The organism is Nocardioides eburneiflavus, from assembly GCF_004785795.1.
Lineage (GTDB): Bacteria > Actinomycetota > Actinomycetes > Propionibacteriales > Nocardioidaceae > Nocardioides > Nocardioides eburneiflavus.
The window spans coordinates 2,798,615-2,818,035 of sequence record NZ_SRRO01000001.1 but is presented as its reverse complement, the minus strand read 5'-3'; the positions used below and the strand labels follow the sequence as shown (position 1 = coordinate 2,818,035).

Genomic DNA, 19,421 nt, shown 5'->3' with positions numbered 1-19,421 from the left:
TGATCCCACCGGCCGGCTCACCACGGGACGTCGATCTCGACCTCCCCGGTGGCGACCCGGGCCGCCAGCCCGCCCAGCGTGACCACGTCACCGGGGACGAGCTGGCGGCCCCTTCGCGTCTCGACCTCGTCGTTGACCCGTACGGCGCCGTCGGCGATCACCGGCTTGGCCTCGGCGCCGGACTCGACGAGGTTGGCGAGCTTGAGGAACTGGCCCAGCCGGATCGACTCGTCGCGGATCGGGACGTCGATGGGTTCACTGGTCTGCGGCACTTCTCTAGGGTAGGCGTCCGTGCGCCTCCCTCGCTGGTCCCGGTCCGTCGCGATGCTCGCCCTGCTGGCGCCGCTGCTCGCCCTCGGCACCCCGGCGGGGGCCGAGATCGCCTCGCAGAAGCCGCCCGGGAGGTCCGGGTGCTGGGCCGAGGCCGGTGCCGAGGTCTGCTTCACCTCGCCCCCGACCCGCCCCGGCGACCCGACCGTCCTCGACCGTCCCAGTCGGCTCTTCGACAGCGCAGGCCCCGGGGACACGATCCGGATCGCCATGTTCCGGTGGGACATCAAGCCCCCGACCGACGCCGTCCTCGCCGCCCAGCGCCGCGGCGCCACCGTGCTGCTCGTCGGCGACGACGACCTGCGGCTCAACCGGCAGGGCCGCCGGCTCATCCGGACGCTCGAGGAGCAGGACCCCGCGCGCACCAACGTCACGATCTGCAAGGGCGCCTGCCTGCCCTGGCGGGCACCGGGCCCGTACCCGGACAGCCAGGATGTGCAGCACCTCAAGTTCTACGTCACCGAGATCGGCGGGGTGCAGTCGTTCATCACGTCCTCGGCCAACCTCGAGGACCGGCAGTACCGGCAGTACAACTCGCTGATCAAGCTCGACGACCCCGGCCTCTACCAGTTCGGCGTCGACTACTTCAGCCGCCTCCAGGCCCAGAGCGTGAAGGTGGACGGGCAGCGGTGGGACGACCGTCGCAAGACCTGGAGCAGCGGCGGCACCACCGCCGCGGTCTACCCCAACCGAAGCGACCTGCTCCTGTCCACGCTGCGCGACCTCAGCTGCCGTCGCGGCGCCCGCGACGTCTCGGCGATGTTCGCGGTGATCCAGCGCGCCGACGTGCGCGACCAGCTCGCCCGCCTGTCCCGGTCGGGCTGCCGGGTGCGGATCGTGACCTCGCGCGACACCGTGGAGAACTGGCTCCAGCAGCCCTTGCGCGCCGGTGACGTCCCGGACCGGATGGTCCGCACGGTGCTGACCCACGACAAGATGCTGGTGGCCCGCGCGCGGTTCCGCGGCCGGGCCACCCACCTGGTCGTGACGGGGACGTCCAACACCACGTGCGGCGGGCTGCTCTACAACGACGAGGTGATGCTGCGCATCGTCGGCAACCGCTGGCTGCACGACCAGTACCTCGCGCACTTCGACGACGCGTACGCCCGCGCGTGGCAGAGCCGGTCGCGGGTCATGCCGGTGATGAAGCCCTGCCGCCGCTGATCAGTGCACCGCCAAGCTCACCGCGTGGATCACCACGCCCACCAGCCCGCCGACGATCGTGCCGTTGATCCGGATGAACTGGAGGTCGCGGCCGACGTGCAGCTCGATGCGCCGGGCCGCCTCCTTGCCGTCCCAGCGCTCGATGGTGTGGGTGATCACGGTCGTGAGCTCGGCGCCGTAGCGCTCGACGGCGAAGACGGTGAGGTCGGCGGCCATCCGGTCGAGGCGCTCACGCAGCGCGGCGTCCTCGCGCAGTCGGTCGGCGAACGCGCCCAGCTCCTCGAGCAGCCGCCGGCGCACCGCGCCCTGGGGGTCGCGGATCGAGCCGAGCAGGGCCGAGCGCATCGCCTTCCAGAGCGAGATCGCCGTGGTCACCACCTGCGGGTGGTCGAGCAGGCGCTCCTTGAGCCCCTCGGTGCGCCGCTGGGTCTCCTCGTCGTTGATCAGGTCGTGGGCGAGCTGGCCCAGCATCGAGTCGAGCGCCTCGCGGGCCCGGTGGTGCGGGTCGTCGCGGATGTCCTCGAGCCACGCGAGCGCCTGGACGTGCAGCCGGGAGGTGACCGCGTCGTTGAGCTTGGGCGGCGCCCACCACGGCGCGCGCTCCTCCAGCACCCGGGAGAAGGTCTCCGGGTTCTCCAGCACCCAGCTGTGCAGCTCGTCCACCGCGAGGTCCACCAGCCCGCGGTGGAGGTCGTCGCGCAGCACCTCCATCAGCGTCGTGCCCAGCAGCGGGGAGATCGGCTCCTCACGGAAGCGCGGCACCAGCGCCTGCGTGACCAGGTCGGCGACGTGGTCGTCGCGGACCTTGCCCAGAGCGATCACCGCCACCTCGGCGACCTCGTCGACCACGCGCCGGGCGTGGGCCGGGTCGGAGAGCCAGTCCCCGACCCGTGCCGAGATCGTCGCGGCCGCCACCCGCTCGCGGATGATGTCCTCCTGGAGGAAGTTCTCCCCGACGAACTCCTCGAGGCCCCTGCCCAGCTCGTCCTTGCGCTTGGGGACCAGCGCGGTGTGCGGGATCGGCAGTCCCAGCGGGTGCTTGAAGAGCGCAGTGACGGCGAACCAGTCCGCGATCGCGCCGACCATCGACGCCTCGGCGCCCGCGTTGACGAAGCCCCAGAACCCGTCGCGGCCAAGCGTGGCGACGTACACGCAGGCGGCGAGCAGCAGCAGGCCGACCGCCACCGTACGCATCTGCCGCAGGCCGCGCCGGCGCGCCTCGTCGGCGTCCGGATCCGGCGTGATGAGCGGGAGGGCGGGTTGCCTCGGTACGGCCGTGGTGGGCATGCGGACCATCCTCCCCGACCGTGCCAGAATGCCGCGCATGCCTCGCACCGTGATCACCTTCGGCACGTTCGACGTGTTCCATGTCGGACACCTGCGCGTCCTCGAGCGCGCCGCCGAGCTGGGTGACCGGCTGGTCGTCGGCGTCTCCGCCGACGCCCTCAACGAGCGCAAGAAGGGCCGGGCGCCGATCTTCAGCCAGCGCGAGCGGCTCGCCATCGTCGGCGCCCTCAAGGTCGTCGACGCGGTCTTCGTCGAGGAGAGCCTGGAGCAGAAGCGCGACTACATCGTCGAGCACCGGGCGGACGTCCTCGTGATGGGCGACGACTGGGCCGGCAAGTTCGACGAGTTCTCCGACGTGTGCGAGGTCGTCTACCTCGAGCGCACGCCTGCGATCTCCACCACCGCGATCATCGAGCACATCGCCGACCTGTGACCGGCCGGCGGTCTCGGACCCCGGGGCTGTCACCCCACCGGGTTAGGGTCGGCACGGACATGACAGCAACGAGGGGAACCATGCGCAGATTCGTCACGACCGCCATGACCATCGCACTGGTGGGCGGGGCGGCGCTCACCGCACCGGCCGTCGCTGCCGACGAGGACCGTCCCGGCCTGCCGGGCTCGGCCGGGGTCGTCGATCCCGGCGACCTGCTCGGCCTCACCCCCGAGGCGCCGCTGCCGGTGCTCGAGGAGCAGCTGGACCCCACGGCGTCCGAGATGCTGAGCACGGCTCGCCGCGTGCTCGCGGGCAACGCCCGCCCGGGCGACCCGTCGGCGACCCTCGTGCTGCGCGACCTCTGGATGCAGAAGTCCCGGCTGCGGGGTGCCGAGCGCCGCCAGGCCGACGCGATGCTCGCCCGCCCGACCGACGGGGTCAGCGACCCCCAGGGGTTCGGCTACTCCGTGGCAGAGGCCCCGCCGCTGTGCAACACCCGCCTGTGCGTCCACTACGTCCCGACCGGGACCGACGCACCGCCGTCGCCGGACTGGCCGGCCCAGAACCTCGCCGTGATGGACTCCGTGTGGACCACCATCGTCGACGGCATGGGCTACCGCGCTCCCGTGCGGGACGGCTCCCGCGGCGGCGGCTCGCAGTTCGACGTCTACCTCAAGGACCTCGGTGGTTCCCTCTACGGCTTCTGCGCCGGCGAGCGCCGCTCCAAGAAGCGCACCGCCTCGGGCTACTGCGTCCTCGACAACGACTTCGCGACCAGCCAGTTCCCCAACAACACGCCCGCGGACAACCTCGTCGTGACTGCCGGCCACGAGTTCTTCCACGCCGTCCAGTACGCCTACGACTACGCCGAGGACCCGTGGATGATGGAGTCGACGGCGACCTGGATGGAGGAGCGGATCGCGACCCACGTCAACGACAACCGCCAGTACCTCCCCGTCAGCCAGATCTACGCCGCGCAGGTGCCGCTCGACGCGTTCAGCCGCACCAACGGCTTCCAGTACGGCAACTGGGTCTTCTGGGAGTACCTCACCTCGCGCTACGGCAACCGCCTCGTGCTCAAGACCTGGAAGAAGGCCGGCTCCCTCAAGCGCGACGGCGGGAAGTACAGCCTGGCCGCCCTGCAGAAGGTGCTGCGCAACAAGGGCGGCTTCGGGAAGAACTACGCCCGCTTCACCGCCGGCAACCTGACCCCGGCCGTCAACTTCCCCGAGGGTGTCGAGTACCCCAACCCCAAGGTCCGCGGCGCCAAGGTGCTGAGCAAGCGCAAGCGCACCAAGCGGTTCGGCGCCAGGGTCAACCACCTGTCCTCCGCGTCCTACGTCTACGGTCCCGACGCGCGACTGTCCGGCAAGAAGTGGAAGCTGGCCCTGCAGGTCCGCGGCCCGGCCAAGCGCACCTCGCCCCGCGCGGTGGTGGTCGTCCACCTCCTCAACGGCAAGCAGCAGGTCAAGACCGTGCGCCTCAACCGCGCCGGCGACGGTCACAAGAAGGTGGCCTTCGACAGCCGCCGGGTCGGCGCCGTGTCCGTGACGCTCGTCAACGGCTCCACGCGCTACCGCTGCAACCGCGACACCGTGCTGGCCTGCGGCGGCAAGCCGCTCGACGACCGGGCCCGCTTCTCCGTGAAGGCCCGCGTCACGCGGGGTTGATCGTGATGGGGTTGATCAGCTGCGGCTGATCCGCAGCAGCGCGTGCAGGGCGGCGACGCACTCCGCGACCAGCTCCGACACAGGGACCGGGCGTTCGCCGGTCGGCACTGCCGACCAGGTGAGCGCCCGGTCCTCCGTGTAGGCCCACCACGCGCGGACCACGGGCCGCCGGGACTCCGGCACCCCGAGGGCTGCCATCACGCGCTCGGTGCTGCCTTCGCGCACCGAGTCCATCACCTCGCTGACCCGCGGGTCGGCCACGCCGTGACCGTGCACGAGCGCGAGGTAGAAGTCGCGCCGCCGCTCGATCTGCTCGACCATCAGCCGGGTCGCCATCTCGACCTGCTGCTCCCCCGGCAGCTCCGGGTCGGGAGCGGTGTTGCGCAGGATGCGCCGACCCGCAGCCGCGATGCACGCGAGGTAGAAGTCGGTCTTGGTCGGGAAGTAGTGGAACAGCAACCCCCGCGAGATCCCCGCCTCGGCCGCGACGTCGTCCATCGAGAGGTCCTGGATCGGGGTCTCGACGATCTGGCTCAGACCGATGCCGACGAGCTGGCGGCGGCGGTCCTCCGCGCTGAGCCGACGACGTACGGGTGACGCTGCGCCGGCCTGCCGGGCGGGTGCGGGGTGATCGGACACACTATTGAGCATTGCTCAACAGTGTGCGAAGGTCAACGCCATGGACTTCTCCCTCTCCCCGCGAGCCGCTGACCTGCAGGCGCGGGTGCGTGCCTTCGTCGCAGACGAGATCGAGCCGATCGAGGCCGAGGTGCACCGCCGCATCACCCGCGCCCGCGAGTCGGGCGGCGACAGCTGGACGCCCGACCCGGTGATCCCCGAGCTCCAGGCCAAGGCGCGCGAGCAGGGACTGTGGAACCTGTTCCTCCCGGCGGCCCACGCCGGGACGTACGCCGCCGACTTCGGCACCGACGGCGGCGAGGGGCTCTCCAACGTCGACTACGCACCGGTGGCCGAGGCGATGGGACGGTCGTTCCTCGCGCCCCTGGTCTTCAACTCCAACGCGCCCGACACGGGCAACATGGAGGTGCTGCTCAAGTACGGCACCGACGAGCAGCGCGAGCAGTGGCTGGAGCCGCTGCTGCGCGCGGAGATCCGCAGCGCCTTCTGCATGACCGAGCCGGCCGTGGCGTCCTCCGACGCGACCAACATGGCGGCGACCGCCGAGATCGACCCTTCGACAGGCTCAGGACGAGCGGCAGAATGGGTCATCAACGGCCGCAAGTGGTGGTCGACCGGGGTCGGCAACCCCGACTGCAAGGTCTTCGTCTTCATGGGGCTCTCCGATCCCGAGGCCGACCGGCACTCGCGCCACACGATGGTGCTGGTCCCCCGCGACACCGAGGGCGTGAAGGTCGAGCGCATGCTCACCACGATGGGCTACTACGACGAGCCGCTGGGCCACGGCGAGGTGTCCTTCGACAACGTCCGGGTGCCCGCGTCCAACGTCCTGCTCGGCCCGGGGCGCGCCTTCGAGATCGCCCAGGGCCGCCTCGGTCCCGGCCGCGTCCACCACTGCATGCGCGCCATCGGCCTGGCGGAGCGGGCACTGGAGCTGGCCTGCGCCCGGGCGGTGTCCCGCACCGCGTTCGGCAAGCCGATCGCCAACCTCGGCGGCAACCGCGAGCGCATCGCCGACGCGCGCATCGCGATCAACCGCTCCCGCCTGCTGGTGATGCACGCCGCCTGGCTGCTCGACCAGGGCATGGGCCGCGAGGCCTACTCGGCCGTCAGCGAGATCAAGGTCGAGGTGCCCACCATGGCCCTCGACGTCATCGACATGGCCATCCAGCTGCACGGCGGCGCCGGCATGTCGGACGACTTCCCGCTCGCCGCCGCCTGGGTCGGCGCACGCGCCCTGCGCCTGGCCGACGGTCCCGACGAGGTGCACCGCAACGTGATCGCCAAGATCGAGCTCGGGAAGCACACGGCATGAACCACACCCCACGGAGCCGCCGCGTCCTGGTGACCGGCGCCGCCTCGGGCCTCGGTGCCGCGCTGGTGTCCGCGTTCCGCGCGCGTGGCGACGAGGTGCTCGCCACGGATCGTGTCGTGGCCTCGTCCGTCGACGGTGGCATCGACCTCGTCCTCGACATCACCTCCGACGCCGACTGGGCGGCCGCGGTCGACGCCGTACGCGAGCGCTGGGGCCGGCTCGACGTGCTGGTCAACAACGCCGGGGTCGCCGGCGGCGGCCGGGTCGACGTCTGCACGCTCGAGGAGTGGCGGCGGATCACCGACATCAACCTCTTCGGCATGGTCCGCGGCACGCGGGCCTTCGTCCCGATGCTCAAGGACCAGGGCTCCGGGCACCTCGTCAACGTCGCCTCGCTGGCCGGGCTCGTCCACCCGGCCGGCATGGCCTCCTACAACGCCGTCAAGGCCGCCGCGGTGGCCTTCACCGAGACCTGCGGCCACGAGCTCGCGGGGCACGGCATCCGCGCCAGCGTGGTGTGCCCGTCCTACTTCCGCACCAACCTGATGGACTCCCTGGAGGGCAGCGACGAGCTCGTCGGCCTTGTGGTGTCCGGGCTGGTCGAGCGTTCGCGGATCACCGCCGACGACATCGCGGCCGCGGTGCTCGCCGGCATGGACGCGGGCGACGACGTGATCGTGCCGGACGAGCCCGCGCGGCAGGCGTACGCCCTGAAGTGGGCCGACCGTGCCGCCTACGACGCCGTGATGCGCGACCAGGCGGCGAAGCTGCAGGCGGCAGGAGGCGGCTCGTGAGCGACGTGCCGGGCGCGCGCGAGGTGCGCGAGGAGGACGCCTTCGACGTGGCCGCGGCGGCGGCGTGGCTGCGCGCCCACGCCACGGACGCGACCGGCATCGAGGGTGAGCCGGAGGTGCGGCAGTTCTCCGGCGGGGCGTCCAACCTCACCTTCCTCCTGCGCTACCCGTCGGGTCGCGACCTGATCCTGCGCCGCGCCCCTGCCGGCACCAAGGCCCGGGGCGCGCACGACATGCGTCGCGAGTTCGAGATCCAGTCGGCGCTCGCTCCGGTGTTCCCCTACGTCGCGCCGATGGTCGCCTTCTGCGACGACCCGTCGGTGCTGGGCGGCGACTTCTACGCCATGGGTCGCATCGACGGGATCATCCCGCGCAGCACCTGGCCGTCGGACGTACCCCTGTCCCCCGGGCAGGCGCGGCAGCTGTGCCTCAACGTCGTGGAGGTCTACGCCGAGCTGCACAGCGTCGACGCCGGGGCTGCCGGGCTCGGCCACTTCGGCCGCGGCCCCGGCTACGTCCGGCGTCAGGTCGAGGGCTGGTCCACGCGCTACCGCGACGCCCACACGCCGGACAACCCCGACTTCGTCGAGGTGATGACGTGGCTCGAGGAGTACCAGCCCGACGACGTGGCGACCTGCGTGATCCACAACGACTTCAAGATCGACAACCTGGTCCTCTCCGCCGACGACCCGACGCGCGTCGTCGGCGTCCTCGACTGGGAGATGGCGACGCTCGGTGACCCGCTGATGGACCTCGGCGGGGCGCTGGCGTTCTGGGTCCAGGCCGACGACTCACCCGAGCTCCAGCTGACCAAGCGGGTGCCGACGGACCTGCCGGGGATGATCACCCGCGACGAGCTCGTCCGGGCCTACTGCGAGCGGATGGGCTTCGAGATGACGTCCGAGCGGTGGCGGTTCTACGAGGTCTTCGGCCTGTTCCGCAACGCCGTCATCGCCCAGCAGATCTACTACCGCTGGTTCCACGGCCAGACCACCAACGAGATGTACGCCCTCTTCGGCCCGGGCGTGCAGATCCTCGACCGGCGGATCGCGGAGCTGCTGAGGTGAACACCCCACGACCTTCTCCTCCCCCGCTCCGCTCCTCCGGGCAACGCCGCGGGGATCCCGTATGAGCCGCATCCTCCTCGTGCGACACGGGCAGGCGTCGTTCGGCGCGGCCGACTACGACAACCTGTCCGAGCTCGGCCACGAGCAGTCCCGGGTCCTCGGTGCGGCGCTCGCCGCGCGAGGGGTCACCGCCGACGTCCTCGTGGCCGGCGAGATGCGCCGCCACGCACAGACCGCGGCGGGCGTGCTCGAAGGCTCCGGGTGGACCGCCGACGTGGACGTCGACTCCGGCTGGAACGAGTTCGACCACCTCCAGGTGCTGGCGGTGCACGACCAGCCCACCACGGCGGAGGGCGAGTCGGAGAAGGCCGCCTTCCAGCGCTGGTTCGAGGAAGCGACGCTGCGCTGGACGTCGGGCGCGCACGACGAGGCGTACGACGAGTCCTTCGCTGCCTTCACCTCCCGCGTCGAGGCCGCGATGGGCCGCCTGGCTGACGCGCTGCCGAGCCGGGGCACGGCCGTCGTGCTGACCAGCGGCGGCCCGGTGGCGTGGGCATGCGCCACCCTGCTCGCCGACGGCTCGCCCGCGCGTACGGACCTGTGGCTGCGACTCAACCCCGTCTCGGTCAACACCGGCACCTCGACGGTGGTCCGCGGCTCGCGCGGCACCACGCTCGTGTCCTTCAACGCCCACGACCACCTCTCCCCCGACCTGATCACGTACCGCTAGGAGCCCTCGTGACCACGATCCTCATCACCGGCGCGAGCAGCGGGCTCGGCGCCGAGATGGCCCGCCAGTTCGCCGCCCTCGGCCACGACCTCGCGCTGTGCGCGCGACGTACGGAGCGCCTCGAGGAGCTCGCCGTCCAGATCACCACCGCGCACCCCGATCGGCGAGTCGCGGTGAAGGCGCTCGACGTCAACGACCACGACGCCGTCTTCCGCGTCTTCGACGAGCTCGCCGAGGAGCTCGGCGGTCTCGACCGGGTCGTCGTCAACGCCGGCCTCGGCAAGGGCCAGCCGCTCGGCACCGGGCGCTTCGACGCCAACAAGGAGACCGCGGAGACCAACTTCATCGGCGCCCTCGCCCAGACCGAGGCCGCCGCCGCGATCTTCCGCAAGCAGGGCCGCGGACACCTCGTCATGGTCTCCAGCATCTCCGCGCTGCGCGGGATGCCGAAGAACATCACGACGTACGCCGCCACCAAGGCCGCGGTCGCCCACCTCGCCGAGGGCTTCCGCGCCGACGTCCACGGCACCCCGATCAAGGTGACCGTGCTCTACCCGGGCTACATCGTCTCCGAGATGTCCGGCACCTCCGCGAGGACGCCGCTGATGACGTCGACCGAGCAGGGTGTGCGCGCCATGGTCGAGGCGATCGAGAAGGAGAAGAGGTCGGCCCGGGTGCCTGCGTGGCCGTGGGGCCCGCTGGGGTTCGTGATCAAGCACGTGCCGGTCGGGGTGCTGCGGCGGATGAGCTGAGGGCGTCACCGACGCGAGTGCGGGCTGGCCTGCGACGAGTGTGTCGCAAGCCAGCCCGAACCCGATCAGAACGTGCAGTAGCTGGTCCCGTACCAGTAGCCGTTGCGGTACTGCTGGTGCTCCCCGATGCCGAATGCGTAGCTCGATCCGTGGTGAGCGTCTGCGTGCCACCACACTTCCGCCCCGAACTGGTAGTACTTCGCCCGGCGGGGGTCGATGGTGAAGCTGTAGCTCCACAGGCCCCCGTTCTGGTTCCAGGTCGTGTACATCCCGCTGGTGGTCCCGGTGAACGTGGGGCCGTACCGGTCGATGACCCACGCGGACCCCGTCCAACGTCTGAGGTAGGGCCGATAGGTGACGGCCTGGCTGTTGTCGCCGATGACGTGCACGTCGGGTGAGGTGTTGATGTAGGGCATCGGCCTCGGAGCGGGTGCTGCGACCTGGGCGCGGCCGACCCCCAGGGTCGTGTAGCAGGCGGTCAGCTGGGACGTGGTGACTCCGGGGTTGGCGTTCGCGACCTGGGCGCCTGCCGTCGACAGGCCCACGACGAGCACGCAGACGACCAGCACTCTGCGCGTCCGACGCAGCAACGTACGACGTGTGTGCTCCATGACGGTGTTCCCTTCGGGTGGCTCCGACCGGTGCCGGGGCGATGGGAACACGATGCTCAGCCGCTCTGAGGCGACGCCGAGGAAGCGCTGAGGGATCGCTGAGGCGCCCGTCCGTGGTCAGGACACCTAGGTCGCGGAGTCAGGCTCCGGGGAGCTCCGGGGCGAACTCGAGGGCGACGCTCGGCTCGTTGCCCTCGATCTCGTCGTCCGGGTAGACGGCCGTGGCCACGTACGCCCGGCCGTCCAGCGTGAGCGTCACGGTGGTGGTGAACGGGAAGTCGCCCAGGCCGGCCGCCTGCTTGGCCAGCTCGTCGGGACGGTCGAAGTAGAGATCACCGGCGCCCCGGCAGCGGTCCGCGGCCTGCTCGGCCGCGAACGTCATGGACCTCCCGTTGGCGGCCGTCACCTCGATCTCGGCGCTGACGTCCGTCGGGGTCTCGGCGAGGTCCTCCACGGCGAGCTCCAGTCCGTAGCTGTCGGGCTCCCCGTCGTGGTCCGCGACCAGTGCCAGCCGCGCCGACGGGTCCGGCATCGGTCCGGCGGTGGGCGTACGCCAGCGCAAGCTCCCGATCATGTCGCCGCCGCCCTGGGCGAACAGCTCGACGTCGTAGTGCGCCGCCGGCCCGGAGGCCCGGACGGCGTACCACCCGCCGCCCAGGTCCTCGACCGGCACCTCGAAGCTGCGGCCGCCGCACGTCGCGTCGAAGGACGGCGCGCCGGGCCGTGGCGGGCGCGTGAGCTCCCGGGCGTGGACGGACAACACGAACTCCTCCACCGGCACGTACACCTGGATCTCCGCGGGAGAGCCGATGTCGGGAGGGTCCGCGACGACCCCGTCGACGCATCCGTTCCCGTAGCAGTAGGTGTGGGGGTGCAGCACGAGCTCCTGCCTGTCGTACCGGACGCGGAAAGGAGGCGGGCCGTCAGGACCGGTCACGTCGTGGCGTACGCCCGCGGTGGTCGTGGCAGTCGGAGCCGGCCCGCTCGGCGTCACGCTCGGGGGATCCACGGCCGTCAGTCCCTCCTGACCGCAGGCAGCAAGGAGCAGCACGGTCGACACGGCCAGGAGCATCCTCATCCCCATGGGACGGAAGCGTGCCGGACGGAGTTCCGGGGTGCCGCCGCTCGAGCTGCCGGGAGCGCCTCAGCGGGCGACGGTCTTGACGCGGAAGTCGTCGAAGGTGCCGACGGCCCCCTGACCGAACAGCCGCTCGCTGAGCGGGATGCTGACCGAGAGCTCGGGCGCCTCGGGGTGCTGGAACGGGAAGGCGTCGAGCAGGCTGAACAGCCCGTGTCCGATCACCACGCTGTTCACCTCGGTGCTCAGGTCCTCGCCGGCGCCGAGCGAGGGGTAGATGCCGGTGTAGGGCACGCCTTGCACGTCCAGGGGGACGCCGATGTCGTCGACGTGCGCGACCAGCCGACCGTCGAAGAAGTAGTCGACGGAGCTGCCACCGGCACCGCGGTTGATGCGGATGCTGACGGTGTGGGCGCCCGGGGACGCGGGGATCTCCGTGACGATCTGGGTGTACATCTTCTCGCGACCGACGTAGTCCGGCGACCCTTCCGGGGCGTTGCCGGTCACGTTCGACGGCAGGCGCTCGATGAGCGCGAACGCGCTGCCGCCCGAGACGAACCAGTCGAACAGCTGGCCGGTGCTGAAGTCGATGACGTTCATCACCACGCCTGCCTGCTGGCCCTCGAGCGTGGCCTCGGCGTAGGGCGCGCCTGATTGGACGTAGGTGCCGTGCACGACCCGGCCCGGCTCGGTGCCCGGCGTGGACGCCTTGATCGTCGAGCTGATCTCCAGGGACCCGCTGGTCGGCACCGGGAAGGCCTTGTTGCTGATCGCGATGTACTTCAGGTGGTCGAAGACGCTGAAGTCCGCGCCCGTGCGGAACGGCACCGCGGAGACCTTGAACGCCCCACGCGAGAACGAACGCGTGTCCCCCAGCGCCATCTCACCCAGGCCGTACGGGTTCGACCACTTCTCCTGGTAGTCGGCCAATGAGTAGCCCGACTCGAAGTCGTCGTAGACCTCGACGGTGGTCCTCGCCGGAGCGGGCGGCTTGTCGGCCACGGCCGTCGGCGCCCACAGGAGGGCGACGCCGAGGCTCAGGATCGCGGCTGCGAGTGGGACGACGCGGGTACGCATGACGGTCGTGCTGGATCGGGCCATGGGGGGTCTCCGTTCGGGACGCGCTCCCACCGACTGTGCTCCTGGTCGCGCGCGTGCGGAAGACCGCAAATTGGGGACAGCGGGCGCTGCCCTACGTCTTCTGTCCTGGGGCATCCCGCGGCGTTGGCCGGGCGTTCGACGCGGAGATGTCGAGCGACTCCACCGACCTGCGCACCAGCCGCTCGCTGAACCCTGCCGGGATCGCGGCCAGGATCGCCCACGCCTGGCCGAGGTCCGCCAGGCTGGACTGCACGGCCGCGACCACCAGGACGCCCGACGCCGCGCCGATGGACAGCCGCGCGACCGGGACGGCCAGGTGGGCGCCCACGACCTCGTAGATGCGACGACTCGCCAGCGAGGCTCCGTCCCTGTCGAGGGCCAGGCTCAGCATGGCTCCGAACGCACCCAGCACCGCCGCGCCTCGGAACAGTCCGAAGTCGGTGAGCACGAAGGCCCCCGGCTCACCCAGCGCGTCGAACCAGCCACGGCCGACGGCGAACGCGAGCGCCACGAGGATCGCGCCGAGGAGGCCGGCCGCGATGGGAAGCGCGGTCCGGCCCAGGCGCAGCTTCAGGTAGACGTTCATGCTGTGCTCGTCGAGCAGCCGCGCGGCCTCCTGGAGGTTGACTGCCGGAAGAGGATCCGGTGCCTCGAGCAGCTCCAGCGCTGCGGTCCGGCGCCACGAGGTGAGCTTCTCGTCCGCTTCGGCGCGCAGGGCCCTGGCCCGGCCGCGGCGCTCCTCGGGAGCCAGGTCCGCCAGGCAGAGTCGCCGGGCCGTCTGGAGAGACTCCCAGCCGGCGTCGACCCGGTGTGAGGCGACGCAGTTCCTGGCCAGCTCCACGAGGCGGTCGACGGAAGCCCTGCGCCTCGCCGCTCCGGACTCGTCCTCACTGCTGCGCCCACCGAGGACGTGCACCTCGACCTGGAAGACGTCGATGGCCGAGGCCAGACGGTCGAGCCTCACGTCGTGACGCTGCCACCATGTGGCCTTGGCGCGCGCCGGAGCCGGCGCGGTCGCCTGGAGGAAGAACTCGCGGAGGTCGTCGTACGTGAGCCGTTGAGCAGCGGCCTCGCGGCGGAGCCACAACGTCTGGGACACGCCGTCGAGCTCCTTGTCGGTCGACACGGGCCCGTCGTAGGTCCCGGTGAAGAAGTGGACGGAGCGTCGCTCGTCGCCGGTCTCGTAGGTGAACACGCCGCCCGGCCCGTCGATCGCGCAACGGACGCCCGCTTCCTCCTCGAGCTCCCGTGTCGCTGTCGCGAGAAGGGTGGCGTCGCCGGGCTCGGAGTGACCTTTGGGCAGGCTCCAGTCGTCATCCCGCCTGATCACGAGGTAGAAGGTTCCGTCCGCGCGGTGGTGCCGGACGATGACCCCGCCTTCCACGACATGGCGCCGTTCGGTCATCAGGTCTCGCCCCCGATGTCGAACTCGTACGCCTCGAAGACGAGGTCGGAGCCTCGTTGGCGGTGTCGGACGAGCCGCCCGAGGAGCGCCGTGCCCAGGTCGCGGACCCTGTCGACGTCGGCGACGACGTCTGACGCTCCGACGCGGGCCAGGAGGCCCTCGACCTGACCACGGATCAGCACGTGCTCGCGCGTGAGGGCGTCGACGGCTCCGGACAGCCGTGGCGACGTCGTGAGCACGCCGCGGTACAGCCCGTCGGGGCCCTCCGTGAGGTCGACGTGCTCACGAAGGTCTCCGGCGAGCTCGACCACGGCCACGTGGACACGTTGCACCCACCGTCCCCTGTCGCTGGCCGTCGGCGCGGCCAACGCATCCTCCAGCGCGCTGATCGACTCGCGCAGCTCCGCGCGGTGTCGGCGCAGCTCCTCCAGGAGGTCTGCGTCCGGTGTTGTCGAGCTCGGTTCCATCGACCCCTCCGTCCCCGGACCGCGTGCTCCTCACCGGTGTCGCTCGCGCGAGTGAGGGTCCGAGCACTCCAGTATGCGCCTGAGCGTCAGGAATCGGGCGGGCCACCGTCTGCGGTCAGCGTCGTCACGGGCAGCCAGTCCGCACCGAGGAGTCGGGCGAGGTCGGCGAGGCCGCTGGTGTCGGAGCCCACGGTGTCGGAGGCCGCGGCGATCCGCTCGACCATCACCTTGCCGACCTGCTCCTCGACGGTGCCCTCGGCATAGGCGATGTGCCACGGCGAGACCTGGTGGTCGCGGTGGGTGCGGCCGGTCACCTGCCGTCCGGCGATGCCCGAGAAGCGGGCCTGGTGGAAGACACCGACGCGCGGCTCGGTGCTCGCCCGGTGGCCGTCGGCGAGGGTCTCCCCGGCGTGCAGGCTGATCGAGGCGACCGTGGTGAAGACGCACACCTTCGCCCGCCCCGTCTGGAACCGGAGCCGCTCGGCCTCGGGGTCGAACCGGTCGCGGCCGTAGATGGTCGCGACCTCGATGCCGGAGTCACGCAACCGGTCGGCGATCGGGTCGGCGGCGGTCGCGACGAACTCGACCGAGCACGCCACCTGGCGCTCCGCCTCGACCTGCTGCCCGATCCAGGCGACCGTCGAGTCGACGCGGATCAGCCCCGCCTTCTGCCGGAAGCGCAGGAGCGCGGCGCGACCCTTGGCGACGTTGCGGCCGCGCCGGGCGAGGTCCATCTCCCGGCAGAACTCACCCCACTCTGCCTCGTACGCCGTCCGCTCGGCAGGCGTGAGCGCGACGGGCATGCCGGAGATCGGCACCGGCCCCCAGGGCGCGGCTCGGTGCAGCATCGCCGGCGGCCGCTCCTCGTCGAGCCAGCCGCGGACGAGCTCGAGGTCCGCGGCGCGCCGCGCCGGGTCGGTGGTCCACGTCGCGCCGTACCGTCCCCGCTCCACCCCGACGCCGTGGCGCTCGAGCGCGGTGGCGAACGCCTCCCCGGGCCGCGTCGCCGAGGTCCACTCCCGCATCGACTCGCCCAGCACCTGCGCGTACGCCGGGGCGAGGTAGGGCAGCTCCAGCGGCGTGTGGCCCGGCGTCGCGGTGGTCGCGATGACGAACGGCGCCTGGTCGTGCGGCTTTCCGTGCCCCGAGATGCGCGCCCAGAGCTTCCACCGCTTCGTCGTCGTACGTCGCAGGGCGTGGGCCTCGTCCGCGATGATCACGTCCCACGCGTGGTCCTTGACCTTCTCCAGCCGGTCCCACGTGATCACGACCCACTCCAGGCCGCCGTCCCCCAGCGCCGTGATCGTGCGGCACCAGTGCCCGATCGTGATCGCGGCGGGCCGGTCGGCCACCACGAGCACCCGTCGCGCGCCGCGGAGGTCGCCCACCGCCGTCGCTCCGAGGACCGCGGAGATCGTCTTGCCCACCCCGGGCTCGTCGGCGAGGAGGAACTGCCGTCCACCCGCCGCGGCGCGGGCCGCGATCGCATCGGCTGCCTCGAACTGGATCCTACGCGGCTCGAGCTCCTCGATCGGATCGGGACTCGGCGTCGGGCTGGCGGGGTTGAGGGTGTTCTCGATGAACCGACCGAGCGTGTGCGGCCCCGGCGCGTACGGTGCGAGGTGCGCAGGCAGGGCGCGCCCGACGTACAGGTGGGTCCTCACCGCCGGGTGCCAGGTGGCGCCGTCGACCTGCGTCCCGTACGGGACGTCGAGCACCCAGAGCCGTTCGCCCGGCCCGGCGGTCGGCGACGGCCGCGGCGGCTTCCCCGTGCTGCGTCGACGCGGGGACGCGCTGCGTCGACGTACGCCGGATCGTCGGGGGCTGGCCACCCCGGGACGCTAGCCGGGTCTCCCGCGGCGATCGTGCCCGGCGCGCCCGTAGGGTGGCGACGCTCGTGGACGCCACCGCGCCACGTCCTCCGTCAGTGAAGGAACCGCATGTGCCGAGTGCTCGCCTACATCGGGCCTGAAGTCCCCCTCGAGAGCCTGCTGCTCCGGCCGGCGAACAGCCTGGTCAACCAGGCGCTCGACCCCGAGCTCTACCCGGACCTCCACCTGGCCGGGTGGGGCTTCGCGGCTTGGAGCGAGCACCTGCTCAAGCCCGAGGACCCCTTCCTCTACCGCCGGCCGATGGCCGCCTTCTACGACGACAACGCCGAGCACATCATCCCGAGCCTGCAGACGAGCACGATGCTGGGTCACGTCCGAGCCGCCGCGTATGACTCCAAGGCGGTCCTGGCCGACGAGAACTGCCACCCCTTCTCCTTCGACGGGACCCCGTGGATCATCGCCCAGAACGGCTACGTGCCGAACTGGCAGCTGCTGCAGCGCGAGCTGTTGCCGCACTGCAAGGACACCTACCTGAAGCAGATGCGCGGCACGACCGACACGGAGTTCCTCTACGTGTTGCTGCTCTCCCTGCTCGAGGGTGACAGCGACGACGACGTGCAGCGTGCGGTCGAGGAGGTGCTCCGGCTCATCGCCAAGGCTATGAAGAACCTCGACCTCCCCGGCCTGACCAAGCTGAAGATGGCCCTCGTGTCGCCGAACCGGGTCATCGGGGTCAACGTCGGCCTCGGGCACCAGGGCGAGACCGACCCGGTCGGCGACTGGAAGGAGCTGCGCGAGTCCGGCCCGGGCACGGACGACTTCGCCCTCTCCATGCTCCTCGAGCCGATGCACCTGTTCCTGGGCTGCCACGTCCAGGACGGAGACGAGGGCTACGACTTCGAGGCGTGCGACGAGGCGGACGCGACCGTCGCCGTCTTCGCGTCCGAGGCCCTCACGGAGGACGGCGAGGGCTGGTCCTCCCTCGAGTTCGGCGAGATCGCCTTCCTCGAGAAGAAGGGTGAGCACGTCACCCGACGGACGACCAAGCTGCAGGTCTAGAGGCTCCAGAGGGTCCTGCGGCAACTTTGTGCTCGAGTCATGAGTCCTACCGTGGACCTGACATTCCATCTCCGGAGGAGACGAGCCCGTGCGTACGACGACGCTGGCCACCGCCGGCCTGCTGGGCCTGGCGTTGCTCGGCCCGCTCACGGCCGCCAACGCTGAAGGTGAGACCTGCCGGGGTGAGGCCGCGACCATCGTGGGCACCCCCGCCAATCCCGCCCTGCTGGGCAGCGACGGCGTCGTCGGCACCGAGGGACGCGACGTGGTCGTGACCAACGGCGCCTGGAAGGTCTCGACCCTGGGGGGTGACGACGTCATCTGCGTGACCGCCGGCGGTACGTCCACCCTGAAGCAGGTCGTGATCGACGCGGGTGCCGGTGACGACGTCGTGGACGGCAGCACCGCACCCGACTGGTTGGTGCAGGCTGAGCTCGGTGAGGGGGCCGATCGCTTCGAGGGAGGCGCCGCGGGCAGCTCGGTCCACGGCGCGTACGCCGACGCCGCCCCGGCGGACACCGAGAGGGACGTCATCATCGGCAGGGATGGTCCCGACGGGGTCCACAGCGGCGTGGTCGGGCAACCCAACTCCGACGTCATCGTCCTGGGCGCCGGCGACGACTCCCTCGTCTACGGGGGTGTCACTGCCTCCGACGGCTCGATCGACGGCGGGACAGGTGTCGACGAGTTCTTCCCCTCGACGTTGAGCGCCCCTGGCGACACCGTGATCGACAACGCGGCCGGACGGATGCTGATCGACCAGCAGGTCGTGGCGACCTGGACCGGCCTGGAGACCTTCTGGACCGGGACGATCGGCGGCTACGCCATCGACTTCGTCGGCACCGCGGCCGACGAGACCGTCTACGCCAAGGTGTCCGGTCGGGTCCGCGCCACCCTCGGCGCAGGTGACGACAGCTTCCTGGCGGACCAGGCGCCGCGTGCCGGCAGCGTGATCGACGGTGGCGATGGCCGAGACCACGTCTACGTCACCTCCGAGTCGGGTCTCCTCGACCTCGACCTGAGGAGAGGCAAGCTGGTGGCGGATGCCGGGTCGCCGTACACGACCGCGGCCACCGGCTTCGAGGACGGCTCACTCTTCGCCCGCCGAGTCGTCGTCGGCGGCACCGACAGCCGCAACGAGCTCCGCTTCTCCGCCTGCGACGCACGGCTCCGCGGTCGCGGCGGCGCGGACACGATCGTCCGCTCCTACGACTCCCTCTTCGAGTCGGTCTTCTGCCCGCGCTTCCCGAAGGCGCACCTCAGCGGCGGCAGCGGCAAGGACGACCTCGAGGGCACCTTCGGCCGCGACGTGTTGCTCGGCGGCCGTGGACCCGACGACCTGAGGGGTGAGAACGGCAACGACGTCCTGCGCGGCGGCGGTGGGAGCGACCGGCTCCTCGGGGCAAGGGGCGTGACAGCCTGCACGGACAGGCGGGCAAGGACCAGCTGTACGGCGGCCAGTCCCGGGACCGGGCGGACGGCGGGCCGGGCCGCAAGGACCTGTGCCGGGCCGAGCGCGAGCGGCGCTGCGAGCGCTGACCACCCGAGGGGCCGCTGCCGTCGCTGGTGGAGCGGGAGCTCCGCTGAGATCTGGACGTCCGTCGCTCGGGGCAGCATTCGATCGCTCGGTCGCGCCACCAGGCGCGGGGTCGACGACGCTGTTCGCGAGCTGATCGTGCGCTGACCC

General features: G+C 71.4%; 19 protein-coding genes. 10 read left to right on the top strand and 9 right to left on the bottom strand.

Translation table 11 applies throughout. From position 1 onward, the window contains the following. Positions 1-17 precede the first annotated feature (17 nt). Positions 18-272, bottom strand: a complete 255-nt coding sequence (locus EXE59_RS13235; protein ID WP_397190678.1) for an RNA-binding S4 domain-containing protein — start codon at positions 270-272, stop codon at positions 18-20. A gap of 19 nt (positions 273-291) precedes the next feature. Between EXE59_RS13235 and EXE59_RS13230 the strand changes: the two genes are divergently transcribed. Next, complete coding sequence (locus EXE59_RS13230) at positions 292-1,494, top strand: phospholipase D-like domain-containing protein (RefSeq protein WP_135839322.1); 1,203 nt, start codon at positions 292-294, stop codon at positions 1,492-1,494. On the opposite strand, the gene EXE59_RS13225 is transcribed toward EXE59_RS13230, so the two are convergent. Next, on the bottom strand, positions 1,495-2,781 hold the full coding sequence (locus tag EXE59_RS13225; RefSeq protein WP_135839321.1) for a DUF445 domain-containing protein: 1,287 nt from the start codon (positions 2,779-2,781) through the stop codon (positions 1,495-1,497). It abuts the gene before it with no gap. Between the two features lie 37 nt (positions 2,782-2,818). Between EXE59_RS13225 and EXE59_RS13220 the strand changes: the two genes are divergently transcribed. Next, positions 2,819-3,214: an FAD synthase family protein gene (locus EXE59_RS13220; RefSeq protein WP_135839320.1), complete on the top strand. Its 396-nt coding sequence runs from the start codon at positions 2,819-2,821 to the stop codon at positions 3,212-3,214. A gap of 80 nt (positions 3,215-3,294) precedes the next feature. Next, complete coding sequence (locus EXE59_RS13215) at positions 3,295-4,884, top strand: MXAN_6640 family putative metalloprotease (RefSeq protein WP_135839319.1); 1,590 nt, start codon at positions 3,295-3,297, stop codon at positions 4,882-4,884. 15 nt (positions 4,885-4,899) lie between these two features. Here EXE59_RS13215 and EXE59_RS13210 read toward each other — a convergent pair whose 3' ends face one another. Further along, the gene (locus EXE59_RS13210; RefSeq protein ID WP_210428989.1) at positions 4,900-5,523 is read right to left on the bottom strand and encodes a TetR/AcrR family transcriptional regulator; all 624 of its coding nucleotides are present in this window, start codon (positions 5,521-5,523) and stop codon (positions 4,900-4,902) included. A gap of 40 nt (positions 5,524-5,563) precedes the next feature. On the opposite strand from EXE59_RS13210, the gene EXE59_RS13205 reads away from it, so the two are divergent. From EXE59_RS13205 to EXE59_RS13185, 5 genes are all read left to right on the top strand, one after another. Continuing rightward, complete coding sequence (locus EXE59_RS13205; RefSeq protein WP_135839317.1) at positions 5,564-6,838, top strand: acyl-CoA dehydrogenase family protein; 1,275 nt, start codon at positions 5,564-5,566, stop codon at positions 6,836-6,838. Beyond that, positions 6,835-7,632 (top strand): SDR family NAD(P)-dependent oxidoreductase, encoded by a 798-nt coding sequence (locus EXE59_RS13200; protein WP_135839316.1) that lies wholly within the window; start codon positions 6,835-6,837, stop codon positions 7,630-7,632. Before EXE59_RS13205 ends, EXE59_RS13200 begins: the two co-directional genes overlap by 4 nt. Next, positions 7,629-8,699: a phosphotransferase family protein gene (locus EXE59_RS13195; RefSeq protein WP_135839315.1), complete on the top strand. Its 1,071-nt coding sequence runs from the start codon at positions 7,629-7,631 to the stop codon at positions 8,697-8,699. The genes EXE59_RS13200 and EXE59_RS13195 overlap by 4 nt, the downstream gene beginning before the upstream one ends. Positions 8,700-8,760: 61 nt before the next feature. Next, positions 8,761-9,429, top strand: a complete 669-nt coding sequence (locus tag EXE59_RS13190) for a histidine phosphatase family protein (RefSeq protein WP_135839314.1) — start codon at positions 8,761-8,763, stop codon at positions 9,427-9,429. A gap of 8 nt (positions 9,430-9,437) precedes the next feature. After that, positions 9,438-10,181: an SDR family oxidoreductase gene (locus EXE59_RS13185; protein WP_135839313.1), complete on the top strand. Its 744-nt coding sequence runs from the start codon at positions 9,438-9,440 to the stop codon at positions 10,179-10,181. 65 nt (positions 10,182-10,246) lie between these two features. On the opposite strand, the gene EXE59_RS13180 is transcribed toward EXE59_RS13185, so the two are convergent. The 6 genes from EXE59_RS13180 to EXE59_RS13155 all read right to left on the bottom strand — a co-directional run bounded on the left by EXE59_RS13180 (position 10,247) and on the right by EXE59_RS13155 (position 16,675). Beyond that, on the bottom strand, positions 10,247-10,792 hold the full coding sequence (locus EXE59_RS13180) for a hypothetical protein (protein ID WP_135839312.1): 546 nt from the start codon (positions 10,790-10,792) through the stop codon (positions 10,247-10,249). A gap of 139 nt (positions 10,793-10,931) precedes the next feature. Then, positions 10,932-11,876, bottom strand: a complete 945-nt coding sequence (locus EXE59_RS13175; protein WP_135839311.1) for a hypothetical protein — start codon at positions 11,874-11,876, stop codon at positions 10,932-10,934. Between the two features lie 60 nt (positions 11,877-11,936). Next, entirely contained in the window at positions 11,937-12,971 is a 1,035-nt protein-coding gene (locus tag EXE59_RS13170) for a DUF6081 family protein (RefSeq protein ID WP_135839310.1), read from the bottom strand. A gap of 91 nt (positions 12,972-13,062) precedes the next feature. Further along, on the bottom strand, positions 13,063-14,376 hold the full coding sequence (locus EXE59_RS24155) for an NUDIX domain-containing protein (RefSeq protein WP_210428988.1): 1,314 nt from the start codon (positions 14,374-14,376) through the stop codon (positions 13,063-13,065). Beyond that, a complete protein-coding gene (locus tag EXE59_RS13160) occupies positions 14,376-14,843 on the bottom strand; it encodes a hypothetical protein (protein ID WP_135839309.1) in 468 nt (155 codons plus the stop codon). Before EXE59_RS13160 ends, EXE59_RS24155 begins: the two co-directional genes overlap by 1 nt. Before the next feature lie 86 nt (positions 14,844-14,929). Continuing rightward, the gene (locus EXE59_RS13155; RefSeq protein WP_135839308.1) at positions 14,930-16,675 is read right to left on the bottom strand and encodes a DEAD/DEAH box helicase; all 1,746 of its coding nucleotides are present in this window, start codon (positions 16,673-16,675) and stop codon (positions 14,930-14,932) included. A gap of 108 nt (positions 16,676-16,783) precedes the next feature. Between EXE59_RS13155 and EXE59_RS13150 the strand changes: the two genes are divergently transcribed. After that, positions 16,784-17,734 carry a class II glutamine amidotransferase gene (locus EXE59_RS13150; RefSeq protein WP_135839307.1) on the top strand — a complete coding sequence of 317 codons (951 nt, stop codon included), beginning with the start codon at positions 16,784-16,786 and terminating at the stop codon, positions 17,732-17,734. Between the two features lie 88 nt (positions 17,735-17,822). Then, a complete protein-coding gene (locus EXE59_RS13145; protein WP_135839306.1) occupies positions 17,823-19,418 on the top strand; it encodes a calcium-binding protein in 1,596 nt (531 codons plus the stop codon). Positions 19,419-19,421 lie beyond the last annotated feature (3 nt).